The sequence below is a fragment of the Kocuria sp. CCUG 69068 genome (genome assembly GCF_020833785.1).
In the GTDB taxonomy this organism is placed as follows: Bacteria; Actinomycetota; Actinomycetes; order Actinomycetales; family Micrococcaceae; genus Kocuria; species Kocuria rosea.
On the sequence record NZ_PDDL01000103.1, the window covers coordinates 1 to 11,934 of the forward strand.

The 11,934-nt window shown below is 73.8% G+C and carries 11 protein-coding genes; 8 read left to right on the forward strand and 3 right to left on the reverse strand.

From position 1 onward, the window contains the following. Window positions 1–183: 183 nt before the first annotated feature. Window positions 184–810: a maleylpyruvate isomerase N-terminal domain-containing protein gene (locus tag CRM73_RS15485; RefSeq protein ID WP_017832276.1), complete on the forward strand. Its 627-nt coding sequence runs from the start codon at window positions 184–186 to the stop codon at window positions 808–810. A 17-nt stretch (window positions 811–827) separates the two neighbouring features. On the opposite strand, the gene CRM73_RS15490 is transcribed toward CRM73_RS15485, so the two are convergent. After that, a complete protein-coding gene (locus tag CRM73_RS15490) occupies window positions 828–1,427 on the reverse strand; it encodes a phosphoesterase PA-phosphatase (protein ID WP_095650954.1) in 600 nt (199 codons plus the stop codon). 55 nt (window positions 1,428–1,482) lie between these two features. Between CRM73_RS15490 and dtd the strand changes: the two genes are divergently transcribed. Continuing rightward, window positions 1,483–1,935, forward strand: a complete 453-nt coding sequence (dtd, locus tag CRM73_RS15495; protein WP_095650955.1) for a D-aminoacyl-tRNA deacylase — start codon at window positions 1,483–1,485, stop codon at window positions 1,933–1,935. A gap of 21 nt (window positions 1,936–1,956) precedes the next feature. Here the strand turns inward: dtd and CRM73_RS15500 are convergent, their stop codons facing one another. Continuing rightward, complete coding sequence (locus tag CRM73_RS15500; protein ID WP_229588367.1) at window positions 1,957–3,261, reverse strand: cation:proton antiporter; 1,305 nt, start codon at window positions 3,259–3,261, stop codon at window positions 1,957–1,959. 181 nt (window positions 3,262–3,442) lie between these two features. Here CRM73_RS15500 and CRM73_RS15505 point away from each other — a divergent pair, with 181 nt between their 5' ends. Further along, the gene (locus CRM73_RS15505) at window positions 3,443–4,915 is read left to right on the forward strand and encodes a replication-associated recombination protein A (RefSeq protein ID WP_229588369.1); all 1,473 of its coding nucleotides are present in this window, start codon (window positions 3,443–3,445) and stop codon (window positions 4,913–4,915) included. A 9-nt stretch (window positions 4,916–4,924) separates the two neighbouring features. Here CRM73_RS15505 and CRM73_RS15510 read toward each other — a convergent pair whose 3' ends face one another. Then, a complete protein-coding gene (locus tag CRM73_RS15510) occupies window positions 4,925–5,881 on the reverse strand; it encodes a sugar-binding transcriptional regulator (protein ID WP_095650958.1) in 957 nt (318 codons plus the stop codon). A 68-nt stretch (window positions 5,882–5,949) separates the two neighbouring features. Between CRM73_RS15510 and CRM73_RS15515 the strand changes: the two genes are divergently transcribed. From CRM73_RS15515 to CRM73_RS15535, 5 genes are all read left to right on the forward strand, one after another. After that, entirely contained in the window at window positions 5,950–7,749 is a 1,800-nt protein-coding gene (locus CRM73_RS15515) for a glycerol-3-phosphate dehydrogenase/oxidase (protein ID WP_095650959.1), read from the forward strand. A gap of 112 nt (window positions 7,750–7,861) precedes the next feature. After that, window positions 7,862–8,644 carry an MIP/aquaporin family protein gene (locus CRM73_RS15520; protein ID WP_095650977.1) on the forward strand — a complete coding sequence of 261 codons (783 nt, stop codon included), beginning with the start codon at window positions 7,862–7,864 and terminating at the stop codon, window positions 8,642–8,644. A 59-nt stretch (window positions 8,645–8,703) separates the two neighbouring features. After that, window positions 8,704–10,227 (forward strand): glycerol kinase GlpK, encoded by a 1,524-nt coding sequence (gene glpK / locus CRM73_RS15525; protein WP_095650960.1) that lies wholly within the window; start codon window positions 8,704–8,706, stop codon window positions 10,225–10,227. Between the two features lie 361 nt (window positions 10,228–10,588). Next, entirely contained in the window at window positions 10,589–11,221 is a 633-nt protein-coding gene (rpsD, locus tag CRM73_RS15530) for a 30S ribosomal protein S4 (RefSeq protein WP_017832285.1), read from the forward strand. Between the two features lie 192 nt (window positions 11,222–11,413). Next, entirely contained in the window at window positions 11,414–11,842 is a 429-nt protein-coding gene (locus tag CRM73_RS15535) for a DUF948 domain-containing protein (protein WP_229588371.1), read from the forward strand. Window positions 11,843–11,934 lie beyond the last annotated feature (92 nt).

Here is an 11,934-nt window from a genome sequence, read left to right on the forward strand (position 1 = left end):
CCGTCCGGGCGCCCCGGCCCGGCCCGTGTCCCGGGCGCCGCCGGCGCCCGGGGCCCGGAGGAGCGGGCGCAACCAGGCGCAACATCGGCCCTCCCGCCGTCGCCGCGCAGTAGGCTTCGGGCACCTCCGGGGCCGGATCCCGCCGACCGGACCCGCCCCCGCGCCGAGCACCCAGGGGAGCCCATGAGCCGTGATCCCGCCGCCGCCCGCACCGCCCTCCTCGACGCCGGGGCCTGGTTCGCCGACCTCGTCGGGGAGATCCGCCCGCACCACTGGACCCGGCCGGGCCTGGGCGCCTGGGACGTCCGGGCGCTCGTGGGGCACACCCACCGCGCGCTCGTCACGCTCGGCACCTATCTCACGGTCCCCGCCGACGACGAGACCTGCACCGGCACGGCCCAGTACTACGCGCTCTCCGCCGCGGCCACGGACCCCGCTGAGGTCGAGGCCCGGGGCGTCGCCGCCGGCCGCGAGCTCGGCCGGCATCCGTCCGCCACCGTCCGGGCCTCGCTGGACCGGGCCCGGGACGCCCTGGCGCAGGTGCCCGTCGACGAGGACCCGCTGATCCGCACCCTGGTGGGCGGCACCCGGCTGCGCGCCTACGTGCCCACCCGCACGTTCGAGCTGGCGGTCCACGGCCTGGACGTCGCCGGGGCCTGCGGGCTGGACCGGAGACCCCCCGAGCACGTCCTGGCCGACGCCGGACGGACGGCGCTGGAGCTCGCCGCCCACGGCGGGCACCTGCCCGGGGTCCTGCTGGCGCTCACGGGCCGGCGGCCGCTGCCCCCGGGCTTCTCGGTCCTGGGCTGAACCGGCCCGGGCGCCGGTCAGAGCACCGTGCGCGCGGCCGACGCCCAGACCAGCGCGACGAGCACGCCGATCAGGGCCCCGACGACCGTCTGCGCCGGGGTGTGGTCCCCGGTGCGCACCCGCGAGACGGCCACCGCGACCGGCACCGGCGCCGCGGCCAGCGCCGCCCACGGGGCGCTGAGGACGCCGAGCCCCACGGCCCAGCACGCGGCCATCGCCACGTGGGCGGAGACCTTCCACCACAGGGTCACGACCAGCAGCACCAGCAGGCCCAGCAGCACGAACGCCGTGGTCACCGGCACCACCGGAGGGGCGCCCAGCGCGAGCTCGGCGACCACCACGAGCGCCGTGAGCACCCCCGTGGCGGCGTAGACCGGCAGCCGCTGGGCCCGGGCGCGCACGAAGTGCCCGTCCACCCGCCCGCGCCGGGCCAGCACCCGCAGCACGAGCATCGGCAGCGACGCCACGACCACCGCCGTCCCCAGACCCCACAGGGCCCCGGACCACCCGGCCCCCGACCAGCCGGCGAGCACCAGCAGGGACAGCACCAGCGGGGCGGGCGCGAACACCTCGGCCACCAGGGTGCTCGGTCGGGGCGTGCTGCGCGCGGTGGTCATGGGACGAGGCTAGCGGGGCCCCGGGTGCGCCCGGTCCTGTGGTGGACTGGGGCCCATGCGCATCGTTCTGCAGAGAGTGTCCCGGGCCGCCGTGACCGTCGGAGGAGAGGTCGTGGGGGCCGTCGAGGAGCCGGGGCTGCTGGCCCTGGTGGGCGTGACCCACGACGACGACGCCGCGACGGCCGCGAAGCTCGCCGAGAAGACCTGGACGCTGCGGCTGCTGGAGGGCGAGCGGTCCTGCGCCGACCTCGGCGCCCCGGTGCTCGCCGTCAGCCAGTTCACCCTCTACGGCGACGCCCGCCGGGGCCGGCGCCCCTCGTGGTCGGCCGCCGCCCCCGGCCCCGTCTCGGAGCCCGTGTTCGAGGCGTACGTCGCCGCGCTGCGGGAGCTCGGCGCGCGCGTGGCGACCGGCCGCTTCGGGGCGGCGATGCAGGTGGAGCTCGTCAACGACGGCCCGTTCACCCTGGTCCTGGACAGCGCCGAGCTGGAACGGCCCCGGCGGGGCTGAGACCGGGGCCGGCGCGGGCCGTCAGATCGCCGTGCGGGGAGCGGCCTCCTCGGAGCCCGTCTCCTCGCGGGCCTTCCGCTCCCGGGCGCGGTCGAGGGCCGCGATGACGGGCCCCGCGGTGACCCCGTGCAGCAGGACCGAGCCGACGACCACCAGCCCCACGATGCGCCACAGGGCCTGGTCCTCGGCGGCGAACTCGCCCTCGGACAGGGCGTAGGCGAGGTAGTAGATCGAGCCGATGCCGCGCACGCCGAAGAAGGCGAGCACGCCGCGCTCCCACGGTCCCGTCCGGCCGCCGAGCAGACTGATCCAGCCGGCGAGGGGGCGCACCAGCAGCAGGAAGGCCGCCGCGACGAGCACCTCCCGCCAGCTGAGCCCGGCGAACAGCCCCCGGGCCACGGCGCCGCCCAGGAGCACGAGCACCACCACGGTGAGCAGCCGCTCGAGCTGCTCGATGTAGCTGTGCAGCACGCCGTGGGCGCCGTGCACCCGCTCGCCCGCCCGGATGGTCACGGCGCACACGAACACGGCGATGAACCCGTAGCCCTCGACCATCTCGGTCAGACCGTAGGTGAGGAAGGTGGCGGCCAGGGCCACGAACCCCTCGGTCTGCGCGGTCGTGCGGACGCTGTCGAGCCGGGAGCGGAAGAAGAGCCGCCGCAGGAGCAGGCCCACGAGGACCCCGGCGAGACAGCCGACCGCGATCCGCCAGGCCACGTCCACGCTCAGGAAGTGCGGCAGCCACGCGCCGGGAGCGGTGCCCACCACGCTCAGGGCGATGGCGAGGTAGACGAACGGGAAGGCCAGGCCGTCGTTGAGCCCCGCCTCGGAGGTGAGCCCGAAACGGACCTCGTCCTCGCCCTCGAGGTCCTCCTGCGACTCCGAGGGCTCCCCGACCTGCACCTCGGAGGCCAGGACCGGATCGGTGGGGGCCAGCGCCGCGGCCACGAGCACGGCCCCGGCCGCGCTCAGCCCCAGCACCGACCAGCCCAGCAGGGCCGCCCCGAGCAGGCTCAGGGGCATGGCGATCCCCAGCAGCCGCCAGGTCGTGGCCCAGCGCCGGAAGCCCAGCGGTCGGTCCAGGGCCAGCCCGGCGCCCATCAGCGAGACGATCACGCAGATCTCGCTCAGGTGCAGGGTGACGGCGCTGTGGGCCACCGGGTCCGGGTCGGGCAGGGTGTCGGCCAGGGCGAAGATCACCGCCCCGGCGGCCAGGAACACCATGGGCATCGACACGGGGGCCCGCACGAGCAGGCGGGGCAGCAGGGCGGCCGCGAACACGGCGAGCCCGGCGGCGGCGAAGAGCAGACTCGGGGCCTCGAACACCGGTACCTCATTCCTGGAACGGCCGGGCGGGATCCCCGGTGGACCCCGCGCCGCAGCGGTCGTGGCCGTCGCCGGGCGGAGCGCGCCCGCCGCCGGCACCGACGTGATCAGCGTGCTGATCGTACGCCCTGTGCCCCCTCGTCCGACAGGCCGCGACGGGTGCAGCCGCTAGCCTGAGGGGGTGACCGGCTCCCTCTTCGATGACCTCGACGCCCCCGACCCCGGTCCCCGCGCCGCCGGGGACGGGGCGGACCGTGCCGCCCGCCCGGCCGGCCGGGCGCGGCGCTCCCGGGCGCCGCTGGCGGTGCGGATGCGCCCGCGCCGCCTCGACGAGATCGTGGGCCAGCAGCACCTGCTCAAGCCCGGCTCCCCGCTGCAGGTGCTGGCGGGGGAGGACCGGGGCCCGGCGGGACCGTCGTCGATCATCCTGTGGGGCCCCCCGGGCACGGGCAAGACCACCCTGGCCCACGTGATCGCCCGGGGCGTGTCCCGGAAGTTCGTGGAGCTCTCCGCGATCACCGCCGGCGTCAAGGACGTGCGGAAGGTGATGGACGAGGCGCTCACGGACCGGGACCTGCACGGGCGCACCACGGTGCTGTTCCTCGACGAGATCCACCGCTTCACCAAGGCCCAGCAGGACGCGCTGCTGCCCGGGGTGGAGAACCAGTGGGTGGTGCTGGTCGCGGCCACCACGGAGAACCCGTCCTTCTCGGTGATCTCGCCGCTGCTCTCGCGCTCGCTGCTGCTCACGCTGCAGCCGCTGGAGCGCGCCGACATCGGGGCGCTGCTGGACCGGGCCGTCGCCGACCCCCGGGGACTGAACGGCGAGGTGGAGCTCACCGCGGAGGCCCGCGAGCACCTCCTGGACCTGTGCGGCGGGGACGCCCGCAAGGCCCTGACCTCCCTCGAGGCCGCCGCCGGGGTCGCGTTCTCGGAGCAGCCGGACGACCACGACACGGACGGGGACACCGGCGGGGATACGGACGGGGACGACGGCGGGGACCGCGCGCGGCCGGTGCCGGTGATCACCCGGGAGCACGCCGAGGAGGCCCTCGACCGGGCGGCGGTGCGCTACGACAAGAACGGCGACCAGCACTACGACGTGGTCAGCGCGTTCATCAAGTCGATCCGCGGCTCCGACGTCGACGCCGCGATGCACTACCTGGCCCGGATGATCGAGGCGGGGGAGGACCCGCGGTTCATCGCCCGCCGGCTCATCATCTCCGCCTCCGAGGACATCGGCACCGCCGACCCGACCGCCCTGCAGACCGCGGTGGCGGCCGCCGACGCCGTGCAGCTCATCGGCATGCCCGAGGGGCGGATCCCGCTGGCCCAGGCCGTGGCGCACCTGGCGACCGCCCCGAAGTCCAACGCCGCCTACACCGCGATCAACGAGGCGATCGCAGACGTCCGCGCCGGCCGAGCCGGACCCGTCCCGCTCCACCTGCGCGACGCCCACTACCCCGGCGCGGGCCAGCTCGGCCACGGCCGGGGCTACGTCTACTCCCACGACGAGCCCAACGGCGTGGCCGCCCAGCAGTACCCGCCCGACGAGCTCGTGGGCACCGACTACTACCGGCCCACCGAGCACGGCCGCGAGCGCGAGATCGCCCACCGCCTCGAGATCCTGCGGGGCATCGTCCGGGGCCGGTGACCGCCGGGCTCAGCGGCCGAACAGGTGGCGCACCACCGACGCGGCCGTGCGCTCGTCGATGAGCAGGTCCGTGACCACGCCCGCCCGCAGGGCGCCCACCACGCCCGGCACCTTGTGGTCCCCCGCCACCACGCACAGCCGGCGCGGGATCCGCCGCAGCTCCATGGGCGTGGGCCCGCTCGCCCGCCGGTTGTAGTCGATGTCGGCGTAGGTCCCGTCCTCCCGCAGGAAGACCGTGCACACGTCGCCGACCACCCGGTGCGCGGACAGCTCCCGGAGCGCGTCCTCCGGCAGGTAGCCGCTGGTGTACACCTGGGAGATCATCGGACCGCGGAAGGCCCCCACGCTGAACACCGCCAGGTCCGCCGCGTTGCGCACCGCCAGCACCCGCCGCACCGAGGACTCCTGCCACATCAGCCGCCGCGTCTCCTCCTGGTCGAAGAACGCGGGGGCGGGGAAGGGCAGCAGCGCGGCCCCGAAGGCCGCCGACATCTGCCCGAGCAGCGCCGAGGACTGCGCCGCCCCCGTGGAACGGGCGCTGACCGCGCCGTTCATCTGCACGACCACCGCGTCCCGCGTGGCCTTCGGCTGCAGGTGGCCCCCGATCGCGGAGGTCGTGATCCCCCAGGCGACCGCCAGCGTCATCCCGTCCCCGAACCAGTCGCCCAGCAGCCCCGCCGCGGCCCGGGCCACGGACTCCAGCCGCTGCGGCTCCGTGGCCGTGCGCGGCGTGCCCGCCACGTGCACCGTCACCCCGAAGGCCTCCCGGAGCCGGTGAGACAGGTCGTGTCCCGCGTCCGGGGGAGCCGCGAGGCTGATCCGCACGATGCCCCGCTCCCGGGCGGCCTGCAGCATCCGCGAGACCGTGGGGCGGGAGACCCCGAAGCGGTCCGCCACCGCCTCCATCGTCATGCCCTGCACGTAGTACAGCTCCGCCGCGTGGTGGAGCTCGGCATCACCGTGCATGTGACCCTCCCTTCCCTGCACGTCCGTTCATTTGCTTTGAGCATAGGTGCAACCCAGGACAGAGTGTGATGCAGAGCACCTTCCCGACCGCAACCACCCGCCCCGAGGAGTTCCCCACCATGGCCCACCCCACCCTCTCCAGCGCCGAACGGGACCGCGCACTCGCCGAGTTCTCCGACGGCCCCGAGCTCGACGTCCTCGTGGTCGGAGGCGGCATCACCGGCGCCGGCATCGCCCTGGACGCCGTGACCCGCGGACTGCGCACCGGCATCGTCGAGGCCCAGGACTGGGCCGGCGGCACCTCGCAGTGGTCCTCCAAGCTCGTCCACGGCGGCCTGCGCTACCTCCAGCAGCTCGACTTCAAGCTCGTCTCCGAGGCGCTGCGCGAGCGCGAGCTGCTCCTGGACTTCCTCGCCCCCCACCTCGTCAAGCCCGTGCCCTTCCTCTACCCGCTGACCCACCGCTTCTGGGAGCGGCCCTACGTCACCGCCGGGATCGGCCTCTACGACGCCCTCGCCCACATCGGCGCCAAGGTCGCGACCCTGCCCTACCAGCGGCACTACAGCTTCAAGGGCGTCCAGCGGGTCTTCCCCGACATCAAGCCCGGCTCCATGGTCGGCGCCGTCAAGTACTGGGACGGCCAGGTCGACGACGCCCGCCTCGTCGTCACCATCGTGCGCACCGCCGTGCGCTACGGCGCGCTCGCCGCCAACCGCACGCGGGCCGTGTCCTTCCCCACGGACGAGACCGGCCGGGTGGTCGGCGCCACCGTGCGCGACCTCGAGACGGGGGCGGAGCACACGGTGCGGGCGAAGACCGTCATCGCCGCCACCGGGGTCTGGACCGAGCAGACCCAGGACCTGGCCCACGCCGAGGGCGGGCTGAAGGTGCTCGCCTCCAAGGGCATCCACATCATCGTGCCCCGCGAGCGGATCCGCGGCGAGAGCGGGCTGATCCTGCAGACCGAGAAGTCCGTGCTCTTCATCATCCCGTGGGCGCGGTACTGGATCATCGGCACCACCGACACCCCCTACCACCAGGACCTCGTCAACCCGGTGGCCACCGCGGAGGACATCGACTACGTCATCGACCACGCCAACGTGGTCCTCGACCGGCCGCTCACCCGCGAGGACGTGATCGGCACGTACGCCGGGCTGCGGCCGCTGCTGCAGCCCGGGACGAAGAAGGGCGGCGGGGACGCGCAGTCCACGAAGATCTCCCGCGAGCACACCGTGACCGAGGTCGCCCCCGGGCTGATCACGATCGCCGGGGGCAAGCTCACCACCTACCGGGTGATGGCCGAGGACGCCGTGGACCTCGCCCTGGGCGAGGAGCGGGCCAAGGCCGTGCCCTCGGTCACCGACCGCACTCCGCTGCTGGGCGCCGAGGGCTATCTCGCGCTCAGCCACCAGGCCGGCAGCCTGGGCGCCCGGCACGACTGGAACGAGGAGCGGGTGCAGCACCTGCTCGGCCGCTACGGGTCGGCGATCACCGAGATCGCCGAGCTCGTGGAGGACCGCCCCGACCTGGGCCGCCCCCTGGAGGGGGCCCCGGCCTACCTGCGGGCGGAGATCGTGCACGCCTGCACCCACGAGGGCGCGCTGCACCTCGAGGACATCTTCGACACGCGCACCCGGCTCACGTGGGAGCAGGCCCGCCACGGTCTCGACGCGGTCGAGGAGATCGCGGACCTCGCGGCCGAGGCCCTCGGCTGGGACGACCGGCGGCGGGGGGCCGAGGTCGAGGCCTACCGGCTCCGCTGCGCGGCGGAGGACGAGGCCGCGAGGACCCCGGACGACACCGCGGCCGCCGCCGCACGGGCGGCGGCCCCCGACGTCCTGGAGCTCGTGCGCCCCTCCGAGGCCTGAGCGCCCACCCGTCCCACCGAGCCCCGTCCCCCGACCCCACCCCCCACCGGCCGTCCCCGACGGGCGGCCGGTCCATCCAATCCGCACCACCTGAGGAGTCGCAGTGCTGTCGATGTCGAACGCAGTGGTACAGGCCGTCGCGCCCACCGTGCCCATCTCCCTGTCCACCGTCTTCTGGTCCGAGGTCGCGGGCACCGCGATGCTGATCCTGCTCGGCGCCGGCGTGGTCGCCAACGTCGCACTGCCGAGGTCCAAGGGACTCGGCGGCGGGTTCCTGATGGTCAACTTCGGCTGGGGCCTGGCGGTGTTCGCCGGCGTCTACGTCGCCTGGCAGTCCGGTGCGCACATCAACCCCGCCGTGACCGTGGGGCTGTGGGCCAGCGGCGCCGAGGAGTACGCCCCCGGGGTGGCCGTCACCCTCGTCAGCACGCTCGTCTACTTCGCCGGTGAGCTGATCGGCGCCTTCCTGGGCGCCGTGCTGGCCTTCCTCGCCTACAAGAAGCACTTCGACGAGGACATCGACGCGGAGACCAAGCTGGCCGTGTTCTCCACCGGCCCGGCCGTGCGCTCCTACGGCTGGAACGTGGTCACCGAGGTGATCGGCACGTTCGTCCTCGTCATCGTGATCCTGCTCTTCGGCAACACGCCCTCGGAGATCGGGCCGCTGGCCGTGGCGCTGCTCGTGGTCGGCATCGGCGCGAGCCTCGGCGGGCCCACGGGCTACGCCATCAACCCCGCCCGTGACCTCGGTCCGCGCATCGCCCACGCCGTGCTGCCCATCCGCGGGAAGGGCTCCAGCGACTGGGCCTACGCCTGGGTCCCGGTCGTGGGCCCGCTCATCGGCGCCGTGCTCGCCGGCGGCTTCTACCAGCTGTATGCCAACGTTCCCGCCTGACGCCCGCACCACCACCGACCGACCCGTCCACGACACCACAACGAAGTGAGGGACCACCCATGAGCACCGACACCAAGTACGTCATGGCCATCGACCAGGGCACCACGAGCTCCCGCGCGATCATCTTCGACCACCGGGGCACGATCGTCAGCACCGGCCAGCTCGAGCACGAGCAGATCTTCCCGCGCGCCGGCTGGGTGGAGCACGACCCCATGGAGATCTGGCGCAACGTCCGCAAGGTCGTCGCCGACGCCGAGGCCTCCGCCGAGATCAACGCCCGGGACCTGGCCGCCGTGGGCATCACCAACCAGCGCGAGACCACCGTGGTCTGGGACCGCACCACCGGGGAGCCCGTCTACAACGCCATCGTCTGGCAGGACACCCGCACCCAGAAGATCGCCGAGGAGCTCGGCGGGGAGGTCGGCCCGGACCGGTACAAGGACCGGGTGGGCCTGCCGCTGGCCAGCTATTTCTCGGGCCCGAAGGTCAAGTGGATCCTGGACAACGTGGACGGCGCCCGGGAGCGGGCCGAGCACGGGGACCTGCTCATGGGCAACACCGACTCCTGGCTGGTGTGGAACATGACGGGCGGCGTGGACGGCGGGGTGCACGTCACCGACGTCACCAACGCCTCGCGCACCATGCTGATGAACCTGGCGACCCTCGACTGGAACGAGGAGATCTGCGCCGACATGGGCATCCCCACGTCGATGCTGCCCGAGATCCGCTCCTCCTCCGAGGTCTACGGCAAGGGCCGCACCCGCGGCTTCCTCAAGGACGTGCCGATCGCCGGCATCCTCGGCGACCAGCAGGCCGCGATGTTCGGGCAGGCGTGCTTCGAGAAGGGCATGGGCAAGAACACCTACGGCACGGGCAGCTTCGTGCTGATGAACGTGGGCACCGAGGTGGTGCACTCGGAGAACGGGCTGCTGAGCACGGTGTGCTACAAGATCGGCGACCAGGACGCCGTCTACGCCCTGGAGGGCTCCATCGCCGTGACCGGGTCCCTGGTCCAGTGGCTGCGCGACAACCTGGGCATCCTCTCCTCAGCACCGCAGGTCGAGTCCCTGGCCGCGTCGGTCGAGGACAACGGCGGGGCCTACTTCGTCCCGGCCTTCAGCGGCCTGTTCGCCCCGTACTGGCGCTCGGACGCCCGCGGCGCCCTGGTGGGCCTGACCCGCTACGTCAACAAGGCCCACATCGCCCGGGCCGCCCTGGAGGCCACGGCCTACCAGTCCCGCGAGGTGGTCGAGGCGATGAACGCCGACGCCGGGGTGGACATCACCGAGCTCAAGGTGGACGGCGGGATGACCGCCAACGAGCTGCTCATGCAGTTCCAGGCGGACCAGCTCGGGGTCCCGGTGATCCGCCCGGAGGTCACCGAGACCACGGCCCTCGGCGCCGCCTACGCCGCGGGCATCGCCGTCGGCTTCTGGTCCGGGACGGAGGAGGTCACCGCGAACTGGGCCGAGAACAAGCGCTGGGAGCCGCAGATGGAGGACGCCGAGCGCGGCCGGCTGTTCCGCAACTGGCAGAAGGCCGTCACCAAGACCTTCGACTGGGTGGACGAGGACGTCGACTGACCGCGTCCGCGCCGAGGGCTCGTGCGCCCGAGCGCCGTCCGGGACTCCCGGGCGGCGCTCCGGCGCGCCGGGACCGGGACGGGGGCCGGCCCGCACCGCGAGCACCCCGGGGCGCGCCACGGCCCCGCACACGCTATAGTGGGACGTCGGCCGGCAAGGCCCGTGCTCCCGCACGCCCGGCGCACCGCCTCAACCACGGTGCGCGGCGCGCGGCCACGGCGCTTGCAGGACAGGAGGATTGCGGCTGATCCTCACCTCTCCGGCGGGACCGATCCCGTCCTCGGAGGCCGGACCGAACAGAACACGCTCCCCCCGCACCGCACGCCGGACGGGGGAGGGCACCGCATTGTGAAAGGTAAACGTGGCTAACAACACGCGTGCGCGCCGCCAGGTGCGCAAGTCCCGCGCCCTCGGGATCGCCCTGACCCCGAAGGCCGAGAAGTACTTCGAGCGCCGTCCCTACGGCCCCGGCGAGCACGGCCGTGCCCGCCGGAAGGCAGACTCGGACTACGCCGTCCGGCTGCGCGAGAAGCAGCGTCTCCGGGCGCAGTACAACATCCGCGAGAAGCAGATGCACATCGCCTACGTCGAGGCCAAGCGCCAGGAGGGGCAGACCGGTGAGAACCTGGTCGCCCTGCTGGAGTCCCGCCTGGACGCCCTGGTCCTGCGCTCCGGCTTCGCCCGGACCATGGCCCAGGCCCGCCAGATGGTCGTGCACCGCCACATCCTGGTGGACGGTGAGCGGGTGGACCGCCCCTCCTACCAGGTCAAGGAGGGTCAGCTGATCCACGTGCACGCCAAGTCGGAGAAGATGGTGCCCTTCCAGGTCGCCGCCGCCGGCGCGCACCAGGCCGTGCTGCCCGACACCCCGGGCTACCTCGACGTGCAGATCGAGAAGCTGCAGGCCAAGCTGGTCCGCAAGCCCAAGCGCGCCGAGGTCCCCGTGACCTGCGAGGAGCAGCTCGTGGTGGAGTACTACGCCCGCATGGCCTGATCCTGCGGGCTCCTGCCGCCGGGACCCCCCGGGGCAGGGCCTTCCCTGCGGAGAGCCCGCGGCGCCTGCGCCGCGGGCTCTTCCGTTCGGTACAGTTGATCCCCGGGCACCGCGCCGGTGCCCGTCCCCGCACGCCCGGGCGGTCCTGCCGCCCCGGCCCCCCGACCCGACCAGCAAGGAGCGCGCCGCCCCATGACCGGTGGAGAAATCGCAGGACTGCTCGCCGCGGGGGTGTTCGCCGTGCTGGTGCTCCTGCTCGCGGTGCCGATCCTCAAGCTCGGCAAGGTCTTCGACGAGCTGCGGCTGACGATCCGCTCGCTCAACAACGAGACCGTCCCCCTCATCGACGAGGTCACCCGCACCGTCTCGACCACCAACTCGCAGCTCGAGAAGGTGGACGGGATCACGACCAACGTCTCCGACGCCTCCGCGAACGTCTCCGCGCTGTCCTCCCTGGTGGCCTCCACCGTGGGCCAGCCGCTGATCAAGGTCGCCGCGTTCTCGCACGGCGTCCGCCGGGCGTTCACGGGCGACACCGCGCCGCACGGCTCCCACCGGGCCGACCGCTTCGGGGCCGCCGACGAGCAGGCCCCCGGCGCCCCGGGGGAGGACCTGCCATGAGCTTCTGGGGCCGGCTCGCCCTCGTGGCCGCCGGCGGCGTGCTCGGCGCCGCCGCCACCCGCCTCGCCCGATCACCCGGCCAGGACCTCTCC

Coding starts and splice junctions, on each gene's coding strand:
- CRM73_RS15515 (WP_095650959.1), top strand. CDS start 5,950: ATGCAGAGCACCTTCCCGACCGCAACCACCCGCCCCGAGGAGTTCCCC.
- CRM73_RS15520 (WP_095650977.1), top strand. CDS start 7,862: ATGTCGAACGCAGTGGTACAGGCCGTCGCGCCCACCGTGCCCATCTCC.
- CRM73_RS15510 (WP_095650958.1), bottom strand. CDS start 5,881: ATGCACGGTGATGCCGAGCTCCACCACGCGGCGGAGCTGTACTACGTG.
- CRM73_RS15485 (WP_017832276.1), top strand. CDS start 184: ATGAGCCGTGATCCCGCCGCCGCCCGCACCGCCCTCCTCGACGCCGGG.
- CRM73_RS15535 (WP_229588371.1), top strand. CDS start 11,414: ATGACCGGTGGAGAAATCGCAGGACTGCTCGCCGCGGGGGTGTTCGCC.
- CRM73_RS15490 (WP_095650954.1), bottom strand. CDS start 1,427: ATGACCACCGCGCGCAGCACGCCCCGACCGAGCACCCTGGTGGCCGAG.
- glpK (WP_095650960.1), top strand. CDS start 8,704: ATGAGCACCGACACCAAGTACGTCATGGCCATCGACCAGGGCACCACG.
- dtd (WP_095650955.1), top strand. CDS start 1,483: ATGCGCATCGTTCTGCAGAGAGTGTCCCGGGCCGCCGTGACCGTCGGA.